The 22,140-nt window shown below is 43.1% G+C and carries 16 protein-coding genes, 6 tRNA genes and 1 riboswitch; of the genes, 12 read left to right on the forward strand and 10 right to left on the reverse strand.

Going from position 1 to position 22,140, the window contains the following annotated elements; all coding sequences use genetic code 11:
• Positions 1-11 precede the first annotated feature (11 nt).
• The 5 genes from CD00_RS0115405 to CD00_RS0115425 all read left to right on the forward strand — a co-directional run bounded on the left by CD00_RS0115405 (position 12) and on the right by CD00_RS0115425 (position 693).
• Positions 12-82: transfer RNA gene (locus CD00_RS0115405), tRNA-Gly, on the forward strand.
• A 146-nt stretch (positions 83-228) separates the two neighbouring features.
• A tRNA-Arg gene (locus CD00_RS0115410) sits at positions 229-302 on the forward strand.
• Positions 303-312: 10 nt separating this feature from the next.
• Positions 313-386 (forward strand) — tRNA-His (locus CD00_RS0115415).
• Positions 387-504: 118 nt separating this feature from the next.
• Positions 505-576 (forward strand) — tRNA-Gln (locus CD00_RS0115420).
• 44 nt (positions 577-620) lie between these two features.
• A tRNA-Lys gene (locus CD00_RS0115425) sits at positions 621-693 on the forward strand.
• Between the two features lie 488 nt (positions 694-1,181).
• Here the strand turns inward: CD00_RS0115425 and CD00_RS0115430 are convergent.
• From CD00_RS0115430 to CD00_RS18745, 5 genes are all read right to left on the reverse strand, one after another.
• Positions 1,182-2,540: an MATE family efflux transporter gene (locus CD00_RS0115430; RefSeq protein WP_026656779.1), complete on the reverse strand. Its 1,359-nt coding sequence runs from the start codon at positions 2,538-2,540 to the stop codon at positions 1,182-1,184.
• A gap of 233 nt (positions 2,541-2,773) precedes the next feature.
• Positions 2,774-2,854, reverse strand: a tRNA-Leu gene (locus CD00_RS0115435).
• A gap of 148 nt (positions 2,855-3,002) precedes the next feature.
• Positions 3,003-4,115, reverse strand: a complete 1,113-nt coding sequence (locus tag CD00_RS20920; protein ID WP_051594249.1) for a penicillin-binding transpeptidase domain-containing protein — start codon at positions 4,113-4,115, stop codon at positions 3,003-3,005.
• Between the two features lie 52 nt (positions 4,116-4,167).
• Positions 4,168-5,787 (reverse strand): transglycosylase domain-containing protein, encoded by a 1,620-nt coding sequence (locus CD00_RS20925; RefSeq protein ID WP_051594250.1) that lies wholly within the window; start codon positions 5,785-5,787, stop codon positions 4,168-4,170.
• Between the two features lie 21 nt (positions 5,788-5,808).
• A complete protein-coding gene (locus tag CD00_RS18745; protein WP_081811945.1) occupies positions 5,809-8,742 on the reverse strand; it encodes a transglycosylase domain-containing protein in 2,934 nt (977 codons plus the stop codon).
• 90 nt (positions 8,743-8,832) lie between these two features.
• Between CD00_RS18745 and CD00_RS0115450 the strand changes: the two genes are divergently transcribed.
• The gene (locus CD00_RS0115450) at positions 8,833-9,465 is read left to right on the forward strand and encodes a YigZ family protein (protein WP_034462166.1); all 633 of its coding nucleotides are present in this window, start codon (positions 8,833-8,835) and stop codon (positions 9,463-9,465) included.
• Between the two features lie 176 nt (positions 9,466-9,641).
• Here the strand turns inward: CD00_RS0115450 and typA are convergent, their stop codons facing one another.
• Positions 9,642-11,471, reverse strand: a complete 1,830-nt coding sequence (gene typA, locus CD00_RS0115455; protein ID WP_026656781.1) for a translational GTPase TypA — start codon at positions 11,469-11,471, stop codon at positions 9,642-9,644.
• 167 nt (positions 11,472-11,638) lie between these two features.
• On the opposite strand from typA, the gene CD00_RS0115460 reads away from it, so the two are divergent.
• The 5 genes from CD00_RS0115460 (at position 11,639) to hisA (ending at position 17,253) form a co-directional block, all read left to right on the forward strand.
• Complete coding sequence (locus tag CD00_RS0115460) at positions 11,639-13,069, forward strand: TldD/PmbA family protein (RefSeq protein WP_026656782.1); 1,431 nt, start codon at positions 11,639-11,641, stop codon at positions 13,067-13,069.
• Between the two features lie 13 nt (positions 13,070-13,082).
• Entirely contained in the window at positions 13,083-14,354 is a 1,272-nt protein-coding gene (locus tag CD00_RS0115465; protein WP_026656784.1) for a metallopeptidase TldD-related protein, read from the forward strand.
• 87 nt (positions 14,355-14,441) lie between these two features.
• Positions 14,442-14,614: riboswitch (Lysine riboswitch) on the forward strand.
• 121 nt (positions 14,615-14,735) lie between these two features.
• Entirely contained in the window at positions 14,736-15,620 is an 885-nt protein-coding gene (dapA, locus tag CD00_RS0115470) for a 4-hydroxy-tetrahydrodipicolinate synthase (RefSeq protein ID WP_026656785.1), read from the forward strand.
• Positions 15,621-15,692: 72 nt separating this feature from the next.
• On the forward strand, positions 15,693-16,448 hold the full coding sequence (gene dapB, locus CD00_RS0115475) for a 4-hydroxy-tetrahydrodipicolinate reductase (protein WP_026656786.1): 756 nt from the start codon (positions 15,693-15,695) through the stop codon (positions 16,446-16,448).
• Between the two features lie 31 nt (positions 16,449-16,479).
• Positions 16,480-17,253, forward strand: coding sequence for a phosphoribosylformimino-5-aminoimidazole carboxamide ribotide isomerase (hisA, locus tag CD00_RS0115480; protein WP_026656787.1), 774 nt, complete (start codon positions 16,480-16,482; stop codon positions 17,251-17,253).
• 143 nt (positions 17,254-17,396) lie between these two features.
• Here hisA and CD00_RS0115485 read toward each other — a convergent pair whose 3' ends face one another.
• Entirely contained in the window at positions 17,397-17,597 is a 201-nt protein-coding gene (locus tag CD00_RS0115485; protein ID WP_022755461.1) for a cold-shock protein, read from the reverse strand.
• 206 nt (positions 17,598-17,803) lie between these two features.
• On the opposite strand from CD00_RS0115485, the gene CD00_RS0115490 reads away from it, so the two are divergent.
• Positions 17,804-18,091, forward strand: coding sequence for a YerC/YecD family TrpR-related protein (locus tag CD00_RS0115490; RefSeq protein ID WP_026514625.1), 288 nt, complete (start codon positions 17,804-17,806; stop codon positions 18,089-18,091).
• Between the two features lie 78 nt (positions 18,092-18,169).
• Here the strand turns inward: CD00_RS0115490 and CD00_RS18750 are convergent, their stop codons facing one another.
• From CD00_RS18750 to CD00_RS0115505, 3 genes are all read right to left on the reverse strand, one after another.
• Positions 18,170-18,655, reverse strand: a complete 486-nt coding sequence (locus CD00_RS18750; RefSeq protein WP_051594252.1) for a bactofilin family protein — start codon at positions 18,653-18,655, stop codon at positions 18,170-18,172.
• A 14-nt stretch (positions 18,656-18,669) separates the two neighbouring features.
• Positions 18,670-19,473, reverse strand: coding sequence for a murein hydrolase activator EnvC family protein (locus CD00_RS0115500; protein WP_081811946.1), 804 nt, complete (start codon positions 19,471-19,473; stop codon positions 18,670-18,672).
• A 132-nt stretch (positions 19,474-19,605) separates the two neighbouring features.
• The gene (locus CD00_RS0115505; RefSeq protein WP_026656789.1) at positions 19,606-22,059 is read right to left on the reverse strand and encodes a GH36-type glycosyl hydrolase domain-containing protein; all 2,454 of its coding nucleotides are present in this window, start codon (positions 22,057-22,059) and stop codon (positions 19,606-19,608) included.
• Positions 22,060-22,140: the final 81 nt, after the last annotated feature.

Here is a 22,140-nt window from a genome sequence, read left to right on the forward strand (position 1 = left end):
ATTGTATATGTGCGGGTGTAGTTCAATGGTAGAACACTAGCCTTCCAAGCTAGATACGTGGGTTCGATTCCCATCACCCGCTTTGAGCAGAACACTTGGCGAGCTGAGAGAACTTGCTGAGGTTTTACCGAAGCTAGTTCGAACGTCTTCCGGCGAGCGAATGCGAGAGCGGAAGTTCCTTTTTATTAACGTCAAGTTCGGCAAATCAGTGCACTGCTTCTAAAACATGTGTCCGTAGCTCAGCTGGATAGAGCAACGGCCTTCTAAGCCGTGGGTCGGGGGTTCGAATCCCTTCGGGCACATTTTTATATGGTGGCTATAGCGTAGTTGGTTAACGCGCCAGATTGTGGTTCTGGAGACCGAGGGTTCGAGTCCCTCTAGCCACCCTAAGTAATCACTTAATTACTTTTGTGTATTACTTAGTTCTGACAAACACATAGTGTGAGTTCGGAACAAACTTTTGTAATTGCTACAGCGGAGTATAGCGTTAAGCTCTTACAATCTTGGGCTATCGCCAAGCGGTAAGGCACAGCACTTTGACTGCTGCATACGACGGTTCGAATCCGGCTAGCCCAGTTAGCGGTGAGATGTTTCGTCGCAAAATTACATAATATTTACATGGGATATTAGCTCAGGTGGTAGAGCACTTGACTTTTAATCAAGTTGTCGGGGGTTCGAATCCCCCATGTCTCATTATTGAAGATCGCTTAAACAGTACGTTTGAGCGATCTTTTTTATACGCGTGTCATACTTTGAAACGTGTATGGTATTAGAAAGTAAAGTGCACCGTACAGGGAGCAAAGAGAACAATCTGTGTGGTGCATATTTTTGCTTCAGCACCGTACAGGTAGTGAAGAGAATAATCTGTGTGGTGCATATTTTGACTTCAGCACCGTACAGGTAGTGAAGAGAATAATCTGTGTGGTGCATATTTTTGCTTCAGCACCGTACGGGTAGCGAAGAGAATAATCTGTGCGGTGCATATTATAATTTCAGCACCGTACAGGTAGTGAAGAGAACAATCTGTGTGGTATTTGTTCGCTCAACAGCGCAATATTCAAAAAATGTTGAATCTAAGTTACTGATAATAGTAAAGAATAAAATCAAGAGATGTCGGACGCCCTATATTAAAGTGAAACACACTCGAGAGATGCTGGGCGTCCAATATATAGATCAAGCTATCAACGGGATAAGCCCGTCGCTTTAAATTTCATGTAATACGTGTAATAGAATAGGAACAGAATAGTAGTGGTTATCCATGTTATCGGGTAGCTTGCTTCTATTGTCTCAATCTGAGGGTAGAAAGGAAATACTCCCTTTATCCATACGATTCGAAGAGCACAGATTCCGCAGAGCGTAATGATCATTGGAATAATAGCGGTTCCCATTCCGCGAAGCGTTCCTGAGAAAATCTCAACACCAAGGAATGTGAAGTAGAACGGGGCAAGGAAGTGCATCATCTGAACACCGATAGCAATTGTCTCGGGACTGTCAGGTGTGAAGAATGACAGCAGCTGTGCAGCCCAGATGTAGAAGATCAGTGTTATGGGAATCGTGATCGAAAGCGCGATTCCAAAGGCGCACTTTGTGCTTTCTTTTACCCTGTCAAGTTTTCCTGCACCGTAGTTCTGTCCTGAGAACGTTGTAACGGCAATTCCGAGCGAATTTATGCCCATCCAGAATATTGAATCAAGCTTTCCATACGCTGCCCATGCTGCGATGTAATTAAGTCCGAAACCGTTTATAGATGTCTGTATGAGCAGGTTTGAGAATGTGTACATTGTGGACTGAATTGCAGCGGGAAAACCGATGCTGATAATCTTAAGTAAAATGAGCACATCAAAGCGTATCTTGCTGAGTATAAGCTTATATGAATCGGTTGCCTTAGTAAGCAAAAAGATAATGATACAGGCGCTTATAAACTGACAGATTATTGTTGCGATAGCGGCACCTGCAACACCCATCTTGAAATGAACCACAAAGAGAATATCGAGAAAGATATTTATAAAGCAGCTTACGATCAAGACATAGAGCGGTCTCTTGGAATCACCGACAGCTCTTAATATGCCGGCTCCGATATTGTAGACAAAGTTAAATACCATTCCCATAAAGAATATGCGAAGATATGTAACGGAAGAATCTATGATATCGGGAGCTGTATCCATAAGGATGATTATGCGTCTTGAAAAGGTATACCCCAAATACGTAATAATAAGCCCACCGACGATTGCAAGAGCGATTGCGGTATGAACTGCCTTGGACACTTCTTCGTGCCTCTTAGCACCGTAAAATTGCGCAATAATGACCGTTGCACCGGACGATAGTCCCATAAAGATTCCCACAAAGATATTTACGATGATCGCAGAAGATCCACCGACGGACGCAAGACCCTCCGGACCCAGTACGTTACCTACTATCAGAGTATCGGATATATTGTAGAGTTGCTGGAAAAAAGAGCCCAAAAGAAGAGTAAGGAAGTACATAAGCATACTTCCCAGAATAGGCCCTGTAATGATCGAATTATCAATCTTTTTGTTCATAGAAAAAAGTCCCTCATAAAAATATTTACAGCAGATATTATAGCAGGAGTTGTAAAATAATTAAATCGTGATTATATAGATAAAATCGTACATCCGAAGCATAGAACTGTAATATTTGCTGGGGAAAAATATTACAAAGAACAATGAGACGTGAGCATTTCTGTTGAACAGAAGTTTCCGATTCAATAAAAAAGACTCTTCATGCATACACATGAAAAGCCTTAAAAACTGCCTGCGGATAAAGGGACTTGAACCCTTACGTCGAAGACACTAGAACCTAAATCTAGCGCGTCTGCCAATTCCGCCATATCCGCACGTGTCAAATACGACAACAAAATGATTATACATATGTTGTAATGGCTTTGCAAGAGAAAAAAGAAAACGCAGTCCGTAAATGTATCGGGCTGCGCTCCATTTATATTCATGATTTATATACCAGTTGTTGCTACGATGATCACGTAATTAGCCACCTTCATTGTTTCCCTCAGGTTGTGGTTGAGGTTCCGGCTGCGGCTGAGGTTGCGGCTCGGGCTGAGGTTGTGGTTGCGGATCAGGTTGAGGTTGTGGCTGGTCGCCCTGATTCTGACCGTCTTGAGGCTGTGGTTGTGGCTGGCCTCCGCCTCCCCAACCGCCTGCAGCGATCTGAGCTCTTTCGGCTGCGAGTATGCCTTCAATACCCGGCTGAGACATAAATTCTGCGGTGTGATGGCATGAGCCTGACATACCGCCGGTGCTTACGCCGCCCGAGAAGCCATCTGCAATTATCTCAAGTCTCTTTGGATCTCTTCCGCCGTAACCGATAGTCTTGAAAGGACATTCAGGTGATGCGGATTTGTGATCGAGCTGACATATTTCTCCCAGACTGTGAACGTCACATATTTCACTTGGAACATTGTCTTTATCAAAAATCTCACTTATTCCTCCACCACATCCTTCGAAGGGGAGAAGACCCGAAAGCGCACATACATTTTCGGTAACAATACCTGCAGGTTGCTCAAAGTGCATCGGATCGAGATCTTCATGTATCTTCTCCATGGTCTTTCTCCACAGGGATTTTGCGAGGTTATGCTCATCACCGCTACCGGGCAAATGTACGTTATTATCATAACCGGCCCATGTTGTTGCGGTATAATAGTTGGTATATCCGGCAAACCAAACATCTACGTTGCTGGTTGTTGTACCGGTCTTACCTGCGATATCTGTTTTACCGAAGTTTACAGATGTAGCGGTACCTTTTGTCACAACATCTTTCATTGCGCTTGTAAGAAGATAAGCGCTTGTCTCTTTAAGAGCACGCTCGCCTTCGGGAGCAATGTTATCAAGAAGAACATTTCCGTCATGGTCAAGAACCTGCACATACAAGTGTGGCTTATAATACATGCCGCCGCTTGCTATAGAGGCATATGCGGCATTAAGTTCCGAGCAATATACACCTTTTGCAATACCTCCAAGGGCAGTAGCCTGCTGATGACAGTCATTGTCAGTAAGTGTAGAAAAATGAAACCTATCTCTAAGATAATCGGAAGCAATTTCCGGAGTTATACGGGTTATATAAGTAAATGCCTCAACTGTCAAAACGTTAGCTGATTTGATTATTGCATATCTTACTGATTGAAGGCCTCTGTATTCAGCACCCCAGTGGTTTTTTTACAGGTCGACCGGTATCATAATGAAATTCTGCATCCTTGAATGTTGTTGCAAGGGTGAGGTCACCGTGGTCGATTCCCGGTGCAAAGGTTGAAAGAACCTTAAATGTAGAACCGGGCTGTCTGGGAGACTTTGTGGCTCTGTTAAGTGAACGGTTGAATTTCTTATCGCCTCGTCCACCGATAAGCGCAACTATCTGGCCGTTCCGCTGGTCGCAGATTGTTATTGATACCTGAGGCTGAGGAACGTAATCAAGGAAAATATCTTTCTCGCCTACATATTCACCTTTTTCTTTATCGATAAGAGATTCTTTAAATTTCTCAACAGCGGCATCAACGTCTTCCTTTGACTTAAAGATCATATTGTTTTTGCCACCTACAAATTTATCCATTGAATAGCTGTCATAGTTTTGCTTTACCGAACCGTCGGCATTACGAACAGTGATGGCAAGCTGAGGAAATAACTTTGTATTTTTAGGAAAGTTATCGGGGTTTCTGAAAACTTCGTCGCAGATACTCTGAATATGACTGTCCTGAGAGGAATAAATCTGAAGTCCTCCGGAATATACTGCCTGTTCAGCCTCATATTTGGTCATCGGCTTATTACCGGTCTGACTCATAAGTTTTTCATCCATAAGTGAGGCAATTACGTCATCAATAAGTGCATCGATAAAATAAGAGTTGGGCTTTTTGGTTCCTGCTTCTTCATTGATTGCTTTGATGCGGTCATATACTGCATCGGTTTTGGCAATATCGTATTCTTCCTGTGTGATGTATCCTTGCGTGAGCATCTTATCAAGGACGATATTTCTTTTTTCCTTATTGTTGTCAGGATGCCTTCTTGGATCGTATTTACTTGGGTTCTGAGTAATTCCGGCAATTACTGCACATTCCGAGAGGTCAAGTTCTTCTACTTTTTTGCCGAAATAATCGTTTGCTGCAGCCTGAACGCCATAGATACTCTGACCTAAGGCGATGGTATTCATGTAGTTTAAAAGAATATCTTCCTTGCTGATCTTTTTCTCAAGTTCTACTGCAAGGAACTGCTCCTGAATCTTACGTTTAATTCTGTCGAGCTTGGATTCTTTTGTCCAGGTCTCTCTGAATACCGTGTTCTTAATGAGCTGCTGGGTTATTGTACTTGCACCCTGAGACAGATCTCCTGATGAAAAAGCTTTGAATCCGGCACGGATCATACCGTGAATATCAATTCCGTTATGCTCGTAGAAACGCTCGTCTTCTACAGCAATAAAAGCGTTTGTCAGATTTTCGGGAATCTTATCCCTGTTTTCTTTGGCTATGGTCTGTCTGTTTGAATCAGCTGAGTCGATCTTCTTAATCTTATTTCCCTCTATGTCATAAACGAAAGAAGAAAATCCTGTGGGTTTAGCGAGGTTCTCAAGCTGATCGGTTTTTTCGTTGACCTGATCCTTGATTCCCATAAACACGCCGATTCCGGCGCTTGCAGTTATTATGATAGAACCTAAAATTGCTGAGATGAGAGAGTAGAAGCCGAAAAGACTGAATTTCTTTCCCCATCTGTCGGCACGTGCGCTAAGTGACTTTGCTTGCGCTACAATACCCCTTCTTCCAAAGTCCATAAAATGACCTCTCCTTTAGTATCAGTTATTCTGATTGTCACCGCCTTGGTTGTCATCGGGTTGCGGTGCAGGCTGCGGGTCCGGTTGAGGTTGTGGCTGTGGCTGTGGCGTGTTATCCTGGCTGTTCTGCCAATCGTGATTCTGGTCACCGCCATTGTCTTCGCCATGATTATCACCGCCGTGATCGTCGCCATCGTGGTTGTCACCATTCTGGTCACCACCGTCGTGATCTCCCATAAATCCATTGAACCATTGTTCGAAAACGTTATTGTTCTGCCAGCTTTGCTGGTATGCTTCAACCTTATCCTGATTTCCGCTTTGTACCAATTCATTCGTGAGTATTTCAGCTATATTTCCCTGCGCCATAAATCCTGCGTCATGATGACAGTGATCGCCAAAAAAGCCATCAAAAAAACCACCGCCACCGCCGCCGGTGTTGTCGCCGCCCAAATTAAGTGGCTGAGCAAAGCCGTCCTTGATCTTTTCAAGTCTCATAGGGTCTCTTTCGCCGTTTATCTGGAAAGGACAAGTCGGGCATGCGGGCTTATGATCGATAAGACACATTGGCCCCATTCCGCCGGTATGCACATCACACATTTCGCTTTCGCCGGGAACATTATCTTTATCGAAAATTTCATTTATTACTTGGTCTCCGCATCCACCTGTCGGACGAAGACCTGACTTGGAACATACATCCATCTTTACAATGCCGTCCGGAACTTCGAATTGCTCTGCAGGAAGCTCTAAGTCGGCATGTATCTGTTGCATTACTTTTTTCCACATGGATTTTGCAAGATCATGTTCAGCGCCGCTGCCGGGCAAAGGATAATTGTTGTCGTAACCTGCCCAGGATGTTGCGGTGTAGTTGTTTGTAAAACCTGCAAACCATACATCTACGTTACCGGTTGTTGTACCTGTTTTACCTGCAATATCTCTGCTCTTGTCGAAGTTGACTGATGTAGCTGTACCTTTTGTTACAACGTCTTTCATTGCGCTCTTAAGAAGATAAGCGCTGGTTTCTTTGAGGGCACGTTCGCCTTCAGGCGCTGTATTGTCGATAAGCGTCTCTCCTTTGCAGTCTTCAACTCTCTGGAAAAGATGTGGTTTATAATATATACCGCCATTTGCTATAGTGGCATATGCTGCATTAAGCTCGTTGCAATATACACCATGTTCAACACCACCAAGGCAGGTTGCCTGCTGTTCAAGGTCAGTTTTTGTAAGTGTTGTGAAATGGAATTTATTCTTAAGGTAATCTGCACCAACTGCAGGAGTTATGTATGTGTATGCTTCAACTGTAAGAACGTTGGCAGATTTGATTATAGCGTATCGTACAGACTGAAGACCTCTGTATTCGGCACCCCAGTGGTTCTTAACAGCTCGGCCTCGTCCGTTGTCATAGCGGAATTCTGCATCCTTGAAGGTAGTAGCAAGGGTGAGGTCTCCATGGTCTATTCCGGGTGCAAAGCACGCAATAACCTTAAATGTTGAACCGGGCTGTCTTTTAGCCCCTGTTGCTCTGTTAAGTGATCTGTTTTGCTTCTTTTCGCCGCGTCCACCTATAAGTGCAACAATCTGACCGGTTTTTTGATCTGCAACTGTTAATGAAATCTGAGGCTGAGGAACGTATTCAAGAGATTCGTCATTCTCATTTACTTCATCACCTTCTTTAATAACAGATTCTTTGAATTTTGCAATGGCTGCATCTACATCTTCCTGAGATTTGAAGATCATTTTTTCTTTGCCGCCCATGAATTTATCCAGGTGAATACTGTTATAGTTATCAACCGAACCGTCTTTGTGATGAACAGTCAAAAGATACTGAGGATATATCTTTGTTCCCTTAGGATAATTATCGGGATTACTGTATATTTCATCACAGATACTCTGTATTTTTGTATTCTGTGATGAATAAACCTTAAGACCGCCGGAATAAACTTCGTTTATCGCCTCCTGTTTGGTCATGACTTTATCACCCATTATTTCTTCATCCATAAGTGAGTTAATAAGATCTTCAATAAGGGCATCAACAAAGTAAGAGTTAACTTTTTTGTTTTCTTCTGTTTCTTCATTCACAGATTTGATGCGGTCATATATATCATCTGATTTTGCAATGTCATATTCATCCTGTTTGATATAGCCCTGAGCGAGCATTTTATCAAGGACGATATTTCTTTTCTCTTTATTGTTCTCAGGATGTCTACGAGGGTCGTATTTGCTGGGGTTCTGAGTGATTCCGGCAATTACGGCACATTCTGAGAGGTCGAGGTCCTCGACATTTTTTCCGAAATAAGTTTTGGCAGCTGCCTGAACGCCGTAGACACTCTGTCCCAAGGCGATTGTGTTCATGTAGTTTACAAGAATATCTTCCTTGCTCTGTTGTTTTTCAAGTTCAACCGCAAGGAACTGCTCCTGAATCTTACGCTTAATTTTTTCAAGCTTGGATTCGTTTGTCCAGGTTTCGCTAAATACAGTGTTCTTAATAAGCTGCTGTGTAATTGTACTCGCACCCTGTGACATATCACCTGATGAAAGTGCTTTGAATCCGGCACGGATAATACCGTGAATATCAATTCCGTTGTGGTCGTAGAAACGTTCATCCTCTACGGCGACAAAAGCGTTTGACATATTCTCCGGAATCTTATCTTTGGTTACAACTACACGGTTTGAATCAGCAGCATCAAGTTTTGCAATCTGATTACCATCCTGATCGTATACAAATGTAGAAAAGCCCTTGGGAGTAGCAAGAGTCTCCAACTTACTTGCATAATCATTCGCCTGATCTTTTACACCCATAAAAACGCCGAGTCCGGCGCTGGCACCTATTATCGCTACGGCTAAAACTCCTGATATCAGAGAGTAAAAACCTAACAGTCCAAATTTTTTCCCCCACTTATCGGTACCGGAACTTAGCACTCGGGCTTGAGACACGATACCTCGTTTACCATAATTCATATATCAACCTCTCTTTTTATTCCTTTTATAATGTATGTTAGTATACCACTAATTGAAGATATTATAAAGAAAGTGTGTTATTATGGCTTTATGAGTGAGATTAAAACGTACAAAGTAGTAACAAAAGAGGGAACGGGCGAGATTGTCGAGAAAAAGTCCAGATTTATAGGTGGTTCCTATATAGTCGAGTCCGTAGAAGATGCAGAAAAGAAGATCGCAGAGGTGTCAAAAAAGTACTGGGATGCTCGCCACAATTGCTATGCCTATGTAATAGGTAAAAACAGCGAGAATACCAGATGCAGCGATAACGGAGAACCGTCGGGAACTGCAGGAAAGCCCATACTTGAGGTGATCACGGGGGCGGGACTTACCAATACACTTGTGATAGTTACAAGGTATTTCGGAGGAGTTCTTCTTGGTACCGGAGGCCTTGTGAGAGCCTATACACAGGCCGCCCAGGCCGCTATTGCAGCTTCCGAAACGGGAGAGATGGTATATGCCAGACAGCTCACGATAGAAGTCGCATATAATATGATAAATAACGTAAAATATTTCCTTGAGCAAAATAAAATTTCTATAAGCGATCCAAGGTATACAGAAAACGTTCAATACGATATTTGCGTAAAAGAAGAAGATAAAGAAAAAATCACCGAAGGCCTCATCCAGAAGTGTGAAGGAAAGATCACCATCACCGAAGGCGATGCGGGATACTACCTCATGTAAGAAGAGTAGGAATGTAAGAGCTTAAGGAAAAAAATCATGCATTCTTGAACATGAAGTTCAGGAGTCATACTATATAAAAAGGCAGATATATGAATGAATCGCGATTTTGTGCGCGTTTTTTGCGCACAATCGGAGCGATGCATCATATATCTGCTTTTTATATTGAACTATGATTTTTACTTTTTAAATCCGGCTCTCTTACGAAGTGTAGGATCGAGAATTCTCTTTCTGATACGAAGGCTTGTAGGTGTAACCTCAAGAAGCTCATCGTTATCGATGAATTCGATTGCCTGCTCAAGAGACATGATTCTCGGAGGAACAAGTCTCAATGCTTCGTCTGAAGATGAAGTTCTTGTGTTTGTAAGGTGCTTTGTCTTACATACGTTAACTTCAACGTCTTCGCTCTTTCCACTGGTTCCGATTACCATTCCTGAATAAACCTTGTCACCTGTCTTAATGAAGAGCTGACCTCTGTCCTGAGCATTGAAGAGACCGTAAGCTGTAGCTTCACCTGTCTCAAATGCGATTACGGAACCGGTCTTTCTATAGTTCATATCTCCCTTGTAAGGAGCATATCCGTCAAAGATTGTATTGATGATTCCGTTACCCTTTGTATCAGTCATGAACTCACCTCTGTAACCGATAAGTCCACGTGAAGGGATGTTAAACTCAATACGTGTATATCCGCCGTTTCCGGCACCCATGTTTACAAGCTCACCTTTTCTTTCGCCAAGCTTCTGGATAACGCTTCCTGAGAATTCGTCGGGAACGTCGATGTAGCATTTTTCCATAGGCTCAAGTTTCTGGCCGTTTTCATCTGTATGATAGATAACCTCAGCTTTACTTACCGCAAACTCAAATCCTTCACGACGCATTGTCTCGATAAGAACTGAGAGGTGAAGCTCGCCTCGACCTGAAACCTTGAAGGTCTCTGTTGTATCTGTATCTTCTACACGAAGAGAAACGTCTGTGTTGAGCTCTTTGTAAAGTCTGTCTCTGAGGTGACGTGAAGTAACATACTTACCTTCCTGACCTGCGAGAGGAGAGTCGTTTACAATGAAGTTCATGGAGATTGTTGGCTCTGAGATCTTCTGGAAAGGAATTGCAACCTGCTCATCAACGGAACAGATTGTATCACCGATCTTAAGATCTTCGATTCCTGAGATGGCAACGATTGAACCGATCTTTGCCTCCTGAACCTCAACTCTTCCGAGACCGTCATACTCATAGAGCTTGCTGATCTTGGTCTTAACGCGTCTTTCAGGCTCGTGGTGGTTTACTACGATAACTTCCTGGTTTACTTTAACAACACCGTTATCAACCTTACCTACACCGATACGTCCTACGTACTCATTGTAGTCGATAGTGCTGATAAGAACCTGTGTGCTCGCATCGGGATCTCCGACGGGAGCGGGTATATAATTAATGATCGTATCAAGAAGAGGCTTCATATCCTTGCCTGCTTCATCAAGTGAAAGAGATGATGTTCCTGCTTTTGCGGAAGCGAATACGAACGGGCAGTCAAGCTGGTTGTCATCTGCGCCAAGGTCGATGAGAAGTTCAAGAACTTCATCGATAACTTCGTTAGGTCTTGCTTCGGGTCTGTCAATCTTGTTGACACATACGATAACGGGAAGACCGAGAGACATAGCCTTTCCAAGAACGAACTTGGTCTGGGGCATGGGACCTTCGAAAGCGTCAACAACAAGGATAACGCCGTTAACCATCTTAAGAACACGCTCAACCTCGCCGCCGAAATCAGCGTGACCGGGAGTGTCAATGATATTGATCTTGATATCTTTATAAGTAATAGCCGTATTTTTAGACATGATCGTGATTCCACGCTCTTTTTCGATATCGCCGGAATCCATTACGCGCTCTACAACTTCCTGACCTTCACGGAATACACCGCTCTGTCTCAAAAGTCCGTCAACCAGAGTTGTTTTACCATGGTCAACGTGTGCAATTATCGCAACGTTTCTAACATCATTTCTTGTCTGCTTCATAAATCTTTTGTCTCCTTAAAAAACACATCCATTTCAAACTAAGGAATTATAGCACGCGTATTTTTAATGTTCAACCATAAAATTTCACAGAAAAACTGACCTTCTGTGTTAGAATAGAGCGTAGCTGCGAAGATATGACCCAAATAAAGTTATGAAAGGAGATAATAATGAAAGCTAAATTTTCTATATATTTAAACGACATAGCGTTGAAATTGAAAGAGATGATAGCAGAGCTTGCAAAAAGCTATGACTATGTCAGCGTTCTTTCAACTGACTCTGTAGGTTTCAATGTCAGAGTATCTCAGCACGTTAAGACTATTGCCGGATCAACACTTACAACAGAGAGAGGAAACGTTATAAGGGTTTACAAAGACGGTCTGTACAGCGAATATTCTTTTAACAGATTTGAGGGCGATACCGTAGCTATGGCAGCCAAGGCTAAGGGAGTTCTTGATCGTCAGCTTGCAGTGTTAAAAGAGACAAATTCAGAAATCTACAATACGCCAAAGCTCGAGGATGAGAAGCAGGAGCTCTTTGTGGAGATGGAGACGGGCGAACTTCCTGAAGAGACAGATCTTTCGGCTCTTGTCGGTAAGCTTCAGAAGCTCAGCGACGAGGGAGCAGCTCTTTCTGATGAAGTCATTGATTGCACCTGTGCGGCTCAGTCAACCCACATTTGCAAGATGTTCCTTACACCAAATAAGGACCTTCGACAGAGCTATGTAATTTCAGAAGGTTTCGTGTACATGATCGGTGACCGTGATGGTAATAGCAATCAGGCTATCAACGGAATTTCTGACAGAGAAGGTCCGGAAATCTTTGACAGACTCGGAGACCTCGTCAATAAGAGTTTCAAGGAACTTCAGGACAGCCTTGGTTCTGAGCACGTGATTCCCGGAGAGTACGAGATCATCACTGCTCCCGACGTTTCGGGACTTATCGCTCACGAGGCATTCGGTCACGGCATTGAGATGGATATGTTCGTTAAGAAAAGAGCTCTCGGAGCAGATTATATTGATAAGAGGGTTGGATCGGATCTTGTTACCATGCATGAAGGTGCAAACTGCGTAAAAGACGTATCCAGCTATGCATTTGACGATGAAGGAACTCTGGCGGGCGATGTTATCGAGATTGAAAAGGGTATCCTTAAGGCAGGTATATGCGATGCCCTGGCAGCTCTCAGACTCGGAACAAAGCCAACCGGTAACGGTAAGAGAGAGAACTTCGAGCACAAGGTTTATACAAGAATGACAAATACAATGTTTGATAAGGGAACATCCACAAAAGAAGAGATGATCGCTTCGGTTAAGAAGGGATATCTTTTAGACGGAATTGATGCCGGAATGGAGGATCCAAAGCACTGGGGAATCCAGTGCATCATAGCAAGGGGCTACGAGATCATCGACGGAAAACTCACCGGAAAGGTGGTTTCTCCTGTTGTTCTCACGGGCTATGTGCCCGATCTTCTTGGATCCATTTCCATGGCCAGCAACGACTATATATCATTCGGAGACGGAGCCTGCGGAAAAGGCCATAAGGAATGGGTTAAGGTTTCGGACGGCGGCCCATACCTGAAGGCGGTGGCAAGACTTGGATAAAGGGGATGAGAAGATGACAGATAAGATAATTGAACTTTTGAAAAACTCAGGCGCAGATGCCTGGGAAGTTACAGATACATGTACAGAGGGCTGGGAGTTCTATTTCATCGGACACAGGCTTGATCAGAACAGAGTTCGCGACGTTGAGCACATAGAGGTAATTGTTCACAGAAAGCTGGATGACGGCAAGTTCCTTGGAAGCGCATCGCAGGAGATAGCGCCGACAGCAACGGAAGCCGAGGCTAAAAAGATTATCGACGACCTTTATGAGAGAGCTTCCTATGTTAAGAATCCATACTACGAGCTCAATAAGAAGCCTGTTAAGGGAGTGGATGAGAACTTTGATCCACAGCAGATGGCAAAGGATTATATCGAAGCTATGCAGCATATTCCCGAGACTTCAGGCGAGGACATCAATTCCTATGAGATCTTTGCTGAGAACTGCAAGAGAAGATACGTCAACTCTGAGGGCATTGATGTTACGATCTCTTACCCGAGTTCAACCGTGGAAGTTGTTGTCAATGCAAGAAACGATGAGCATGAGATCGAGCTTTACCGCATGTATACTGCAGGAACATGTGACAGAGAGAATCTGATAAAAGAAATTTCGGATACTCTTAAGTATGGTAAGGACAGACTTGTGGCAAAACCGACACCAGCCGCCTATAAGGCAGCAGTTCTTTTTCCTACACAGGACTGTGTTCAGATCTACGAGTGGATCGTTGATAAGATGATGGCATCCATGAAGTACCGTGAAATGTCTGATTGGGAGATCGGCAAGGCAATCTGCAATGATGTTAAGGGCGACACCTTCACGATCAGTGCGGTAAAAGAGCTTGCCAATTCCTCCAAGAACTTTCCTGTTGATGCTGAAGGTGCAGAGGTCAGGGATATGGCTATTATTAAGGACAATGTTCCCGTAAGCTATTGGGGCGGCGTTCAGTTCCGTCATTATCTCGGAGTTGAGGATTCCTTCATTGCAACAAACTTTAAGGTTGAGGGCGGCAGGCTTTCGGAGAGCGAGATAAGAACAGGCACATATCTTGAGCCTGTTGAGTTTTCGGACTTCAGTGTAGATATTTTCACCGGAGAGATCGCAGGAGAGATCAGACTTGCTTACTGGCATGAGGGAGATAAGGTTACACCTGTGTGCGGAGGATCCGTAACGGGAACTCTTACCGAGCTCATCAGCGATGTTAAGCTTTCAAAGGAACTTCGTCAGTATGACAATTATCTCGTACCCAGCGTTATAAAGATTGAAAACGTCACAATTGCTGGGGCTTAAAGCTTTTTTAGATAATGCTTAGTTTATGGTAAAAAATGCTTGTGTGTTGACAGCCTATTGACGCTGGTGTAGTATCAGTATAAGAAACAGTTGGATAGAGGTTGCGTATTTAATAAGTAACGTCGCAGATGTGACAGGCACAGATGAAGCGGCATGAAAGGGAAATACGCCGAAAGGGTTGACCCCCTGAAGGTCAATTGCTTGGGCATACGGTTAAGAACCGTATGACTGTCATCTAAGGATGGGGCGCTATCAACATTATTCTTTTTATAGTGAAAAGATTATGTTACCGGCTCCCATTATGGAGTCGGTTTTTTGTTGGACACAAATTCCATTCGATGAAAGATGCTTCAACCGGCGCGATTTATTAAGGAGGAAAAAATGGCAATTTTTAAAGGAGCGGGAGTTGCAATCGCAACACCATTTAAGGAAAACGGAGAGGTTAATTACGAGGAGTTCGAACGTCTTATCGAGTTCCAGATCGAGAACGGAACAGACGCGATCATCGTTTGCGGAACAACAGGCGAAGCAGCAACCATGACAGAAGAAGAGCACATGGATGTTGTTAAGTTCTGTATAGATAAAGTTGCAAAAAGAATTCCCGTTATTGCAGGAACAGGATCAAATTGCACAGAGACAGCAATTAAGCTCTCTAAGCTTGCTGAAAGCTACGGTGCGGATGCGCTTTTGTGCGTAACACCATATTACAATAAGGCAACACAGGGCGGTCTTTTTGCACACTTTTCTGCAATTGCTGACGCAGTAAATATTCCTATCATTCTTTACAATGTACCGAGCAGAACAGGATGTAACATTCTTCCTGAGACAGCTGTTAAGCTCTGCAAGGAGAAAAAGAATATTGTTGCCATCAAGGATGCTACAGGAAACATGTCACAGACTATCAAGATGATGCAGCTTGCAGACGGATGTATAGATCTTTATTCGGGAGATGACGATCAGATCGTACCTCTTATGTCAGTCGGCGGCCTCGGAGTAATTTCGGTTCTTGCAAACGTTGCTCCGGCTCAGACACATGAGATCTGCCGGAAGTGTCTTGAGGGAGATTATGAGACTGCAAGAAAGCTTCAGTTCAAGGCATATCCTCTTGTAAAAGCTCTTTTCTCAGAGGTTAATCCTATTCCCGTTAAGAGCGCGCTTAAGATGATCGGTTTTGCAGCAGGTCCGCTTCGCCTTCCTCTTACAGAGATGGAACCCGAGAACTGCGCTAAGCTTAAGGAAGAGATGAAGAAGTTCGGACTTATCTGACGGATACTTGGCAAAAACGATGTTTCTTAGATTAAATAGCTAGGATTACACAGATTTGGAAAGGAAACACAGATGACAAAAATGATCATGCACGGCTGTAACGGCCGTATGGGCAAGGTTATCATCGACCTTGTAAAGGAAGATAATGATATAGAAGTAGTAGCGGGCGTAGATGCTTTTGGCGATAACAACTACGATTTTCCCGTGTACAGAAGTCTTGATGAATGTACTACAGATGCCGATGTTATCGTTGATTTCTCGAATGCATCAGCAGTAGAGGGACTCCTTAATTACTGCACGGCTAAGAATGTTCCGGTTGTTCTTTGCTCAACAGGACTTTCTGAGAATCAGCTTAAGATGGTAAAAGAAGCTTCTTCAAAGGTAGCGGTTCTTAAGTCGGCAAATATGTCGGTTGGTGTAAATGCACTTATTAAGGTGCTGAAGGAAGTTTCTCCCATGTTTGCGGCTGCGGGATTTGATATCGAGATAGTTGAAAAGCATCATAATCAGAAGCTTGATTCACCCAGTGGAACAGCAATCGCACTTGCCGACAGCATTAACGAATCTCTTAATAATGAGATGGATTATGTATACGACAGAAGCACAAGAAGAGAAAAGAGACCTCAGAAGGAAATCGGAATCTCTGCTGTACGCGGAGGAACAATTGTAGGTGACCATGATGTTATCTTTGCAGGTCACGACGAGGTTGTAACTCTTTCGCACAGAGCTTATTCAAGAGCGATTTTTGGAAAGGGCGCCATTGAGGCAGCTAAGTTCCTTGCCGGTAAGTCTGCGGGATTGTATGACATGTCGGATGTTCTTGCCTGACTGATCGGAATCGGCACCTGAGGAGAAGTGTATGAGATTCAGACCTTGTATTGATATTCATAACGGCAAAGTGAAGCAGATAGTGGGGAGCAGCCTTCGTGATAAGAACGATGAGGCAAAAGAAAACTATGTTGCTTCACAGGATGCTGTATTCTACGCCAGAATGTACAGAGAGATGGGACTTTCGGGCGGGCATATAATATTGCTTAATCCTATAACAAGCCCCTTGTATGAGAAGACGAAAAAACAGGCTATAGAGGCTCTTTTGGCTTGTCCCGGACTCATGCAGGTCGGTGGCGGAATAACGGCTGAAAATGCCTCAGAATTTATAAATGCGGGTGCTTCTCACGTTATTGTCACTTCTTATGTATTTAAAGACGGAGAGATCAATTACGCCAATCTGCAGAAGCTTAAAGAGGCAGTTGGAAAAGAGAAGGTTGTTCTTGATCTTTCATGCAAAAATGTAGACGGAAAGTATTACATAGTAACAGACAGGTGGCAGAAGCTTACTGATGTTGAGCTAAATGAGGAAACGCTTGATCTGCTTTCCGGGTACTGCGATGAATTTCTTGTTCATGCTGCCGATGTAGAAGGCAAGCAAAAAGGTATAGAGAAGAACGTGGCAAAGATCCTCGGAGACTGGGGAAAGATACCCGTTACCTATGCCGGAGGAGCAGGAAGCCTTGATGATGTAAAAGAGCTTAAGGAAATCGGAAAGGGAAGAGTGGACGTTACGATAGGAAGTGCCCTTGAGATTTTCGGCGGTAATCTTAAGATAAAAGATATAGTTGATATATGTGAATGATAAACAAAAAAGCCATCCAACAAATGTTGGATGGCTCTGTTGATTAATCATCTATACAATATTGCAAATTCTAAATATTTATTTTTATATTTAAGAATAAGTCGACATGTAGTCTGATTAATTAGCTTCAACTTTTTGATTAATTAAAGCTTGTTTACGTTTACGGCCTGAGGTCCTTTTTCGCCCTGGATTACATCGTACTCAACTGAAGCGCCTTCGTCGAGAGACTTGAAGCCCTCCATGTTAAGTCCTGAATAATGTACGAATACATCGTTTCCAGCCTCATCAGAGATAAAGCCATAACCTTTCTGGTTGTTGAACCACTTAACAGTACCTTTGTTCATTGTAATACCTCCACTAAAAAATAAAAAAATAATCGTTCTGTTGTCCATGACAACAAACTAACAATAGCATAAATAGCTAAAAAAGTAAAGTAGATCTTCCTATTTACTTTAAGATTTTAAAGTGATAAAATATATAAGCACAGAGGTTTTTTGTTAACGAAATATAGTTTACCTTTTTGTGTTAGAAAAATCGGAGGGATGGCGAAATGAACAAAAAGATTAGAACAGATGCTGTAGACCATCTGTTTGACGCAATTCTATGCCTTCAGAATAAAGATGAATGTTATAGTTTTTTCGATGATCTTTGTACCGTGAACGAACTTTTATCTCTTTCTCAGAGATTTGAGGTGGCTTCAATGCTTAAAGAGCACAAGACATACCTTGAGATTGCAGAGAAGACAGGAGCATCAACAGCGACCATCAGCAGAGTAAATCGCTCACTGAATTATGGCGATGATGGATATGAGCTCGTATTCGATAGATTGCAAGAGTAATTTCGAAATTAAAATTGAGTCAAAAAAATATAAGCGCTTCGGCTTGAACCGAAGCGCTTATTTAATCTAAATATTTACTTAAATTACTTTCTTCTCGTCAGATTCGTTAGTTTCTGATTCAGAATCGTTTTCTGCATCACTTGTTACGGCAGCAGCTCTTTCTTTTGCGATATCCGCCGAATTTCTCTCAAGACCTGTCATTTCGCATCTGCCCTGGAAAATAGCATTTTCATCGATAATAATACCTTTGCAGATGACGTCGCCGACAACTTTTCCGGTATCGCTGATCTCAACTTTTCCCTGCGGAGCAGAGAGATTTCCGTTTACTTCGCCGGCTACATAAATATTTACGCCGGAAGCAGTTCCAAAAATTTTACCTTCCTGACCTACAATGAGAGCACCGCTAATATTAACGTTGCCTTTGATAGTGCCATCGATCCTTGTTGAATCTTTTGTAGTAAGTGGGCCGTCGATTACGGCACCGGGACCGATAATAGTTCCTACCTGCTCAAGTATTTCATTGTCAGTTGCATTGGTAGAATCTTTTTTAGTGTTTCCAAACATAATGAATCCTCCATTTAACCCTTGATATCCATTACATCTTCAGGATTTACGTATTTCTCATCCTTCTGTATCTGATATCCTAAAGTTTTGTTCTGGCTGCCTACAACGTATAACAGGTCGCCCCTGTCAACGGTATCGCCTTCCGAAACAACAGGTGTGCCTTCGTTTCGGTAAATTGAAATATATCCGTTTCCATGATCGATGGAAACAATGTGTCCAAACTTCGCGTCTGAAGTTACGGTCATAATTTTTCCGTTTCCGGTAGCTATAATATTACTTCCGGAAGCTGCTGTAAATAGAACCAGAGGATTTCCTGTTGCGGTATCCTTGTTCTTGTCGGTAAGCTTGGTTATATTGGTGGCATTCGGATCATCCACTGCCTGGGTGGGAAGCGGTGTGGTTCCTGTCAAAGGAAAGCCTGAAGGAACTGCCAACTTTTCAGCCTCTTCACTAGCCTGACGCTCGTTCTTAAGTCTTTCACTGAGGGCAGCCTGAATATGTTCCGAATTGGAACTTGCGCTCTCGTATGACGCTGCGAGACTACTGTTTTCTTCTTGAAGATCTGAGATTTCTTGCTTCTGTTCGGCTTGTATAGCCTTCAAATTAGAAATGGTCATAATACTATAGATAATGTAGCATCCTAAAAATAATGCAAAAGCAAAAATTGAGTATGCCAACCATTGTGTTTGGGAATGATTCAGATGGAGACGCTTCGTTACACCGTCAGAGTCTCCGGAAATAACCATAAATGTATAACTTCGCTTGTGTCTGTGTTTTCTGTGGTACCTTTGCTGTCTGGGCTTACTAATAGTACTCATATTCACCTCCGACTTAGACACTGTATTTTAACATATAATCGGTCAATCGTGCAACTTTACATGAATAGGGCCCGCGAAAACGCAGATAAATAGCGCTTTCGCAGGCCCTGAAGAATAGGAGTATAATTATGATCAACCCATAACAGCTTCTACTGTGTATTCTTTTACGCCTTCTTCGTATGGGATGATATTTCCGCTTATTTCTTTTCCGTTTACGGTAAGTTTCTTGATACCCTTCTGAGCACCGTTCTGCTTAACGCTGATGTTGTAAGTAGCACCGCGGTATTTTCTGGTGAGAGTGAAGTCACCGAAATCTGCGGGCACACAAGGATCGATTGAAAGACCGTTGTGTGTAGGATATACACCCAGGATGTACTGGGAGATATTTACAAATGTCCATGCAGCTGTTCCTGTAAGCCAGCTGTTCTTGCCCTGACCAAAGAACTTAGCGTCTCTTCCTGCAACCATCTGAGAGTATACATAAGGCTCGGTGCAGTGAACTTCGCTGATATCCTCGATGTAAGCAGGACATGTCTTCTTGTAGATCTCGAAAGCTCTGTCGCCGTGTCCGAGAACTGTCTCGGCGATAGATACCCAAGGATTGTTGTGGCAGAAGATACCGCCGTTCTCCTTGTATCCAGGTGGATATGAACTAACTTCACCAAGTTCGAGATGATATTTTGTGTAAGCAGGCTGTAAGATCATTACGCCGTACTTTGTATCAAGTCTTTCTTCAACGCTCTTAAGAGCTTTCTCTGCAAGACCTTCTTTTACGCCGATTCCTGCAAGAACGCAGAAGCCCTGAGGCTCGATGAAAATCTGACCTTCTTCACATTCTTTTGAACCAACCTTGTTGGAATTAGCATCGTAAGCTCTTACGAACCATTCGCCGTCCCAACCTGCTGTGCAAGCTGCATCGTAAACTTTCTTGATTTCTTCTCTTGCTCTCTTTGCTTCAGCATCATCGCCGAGGAGCTCAGCAAGCTGTGCATATTCTTCGCCGTATTTTACGAACATACCTGCGATGAATACAGACTCGGCAACAGGACCTTCCGAAGGACCGAATGTCTGGAATGACTCACCCGGATGCTCTGAGAAGCAGTTAAGGTTGAGGCAGTCGTTCCAGTCCGCACGTCCGATAAGAGGAAGGCCGTGAGGACCCTTGTGAGTAGCAGTGAAGTTGAATGAGCACTTAAGGTGATCCATAAGTGTCTTTGCAACGCTCATATCATTATCGAAAGGAACCATTTCTTTCAAGATAGAAAGGTCGCCTGTTTCTCTTACATATGCGCTTGTACCTGCGATGAGCCAGAGCGGATCGTCGTTGAATCCTGATCCGATGTCTGAGTTACCCTTCTTTGTAAGGGGCTGGTACTGATGGTAAGCGCTTCCGTCCTGGAACTGAGTAGAAGCGATATCGATGATACGCTGTCTTGCTCTGTCGGGAATAAGGTGAACGAATCCGAGAAGATCCTGACAAGAATCTCTGAATCCCATTCCACGGCCGATACCTGACTCATAATAAGAAGCAGATCTGGACATGTTGAATGTAACCATACACTGATACTGGTTCCAGATATTTACCATGCGGTCAACCTTCTCATTTGAAGAAGATACATGATAGATTCCGAGAAGATTCTTCCAGTAATCGTTAAGCTCGGCAAGTGCCTTGTCGAAAGCTTCTTCAGTCTTGTAAGCATCAAGAAGTGCGTATGCAGGCTTCTTGTTGATAACACCGTGTGATTCCCACTTGTCATCTTCAGGGTTCTCGATGTATCCGAGTGTGAAGATGAATGTCTTGGATTCGCCGGGCTTAAGATTGATGTTGATCTGGTGAGCGGCGATAGGAGACCATCCGCTTGCAACAGAACCTGTGCACTTTCCGGCAGCAACGGCATCCGGGCTGTCAGGTCCGTTGTATGCTCCGAGGAATGCGTCTCTGCTTGTATCAAAGCCGTCAACCTTTGTATTTACGCCGTAAACTGCATAGTGATTTCTACGCTCTCTGTACTCTGTCTTGTGGAAAAGAGTTGCTCCGTCGTTTGTTACTTCAACTTCACCTGTGCTGAGGTTACGCTGGAAGTTCTTCATATCGTCATCTGCATTCCACAGACACCATTCTACATATGAAAAAAGAACGAGCTTAGCATCTTCTTTCTTATTATTCGTGATTGTGATCTTGGAAACTTCACAATTGTCATTCATAGGAACGAAAGTTAACACATCGGCTTTGATATCTGATTTTGATGATGAAAACTTGCTATAACCTAATCCGTGACGGCACTCGTAGCTGTCAAGAGTTGTCTTTACAGGCTGCCATCCGGGATTCCAGATAACTTCATTTGCTTTATCTGTTTCATCCTTAATATAGAAATATTTGCCGTTGTTATCATAAGGCACATTGTTATAACGATATCTTGTAAGTCTTAAAAGCTTAGCATCCTTATAAAAAGTATATCCGCCACAAGTATTCGATATTAATGAGAAAAATTCCTTGTTTCCGAGGTAGTTGATCCAGGGAAGAGGAGTCTTTGGTGTAGTGATGACGTATTCACATGCATTGTCATCAAAGTAGCCGAATTTCATAAATATAACCTCCGTTCACTTAAACGTTTAAGATAATTACTAGAGACATTATATATGGGAAGGCACTATATTGCAACACAA

The sequence above is a fragment of the Butyrivibrio sp. AE3003 genome, assembly GCF_000686065.1.
Lineage (GTDB): Bacteria > Bacillota > Clostridia > Lachnospirales > Lachnospiraceae > Butyrivibrio > Butyrivibrio hungatei_A.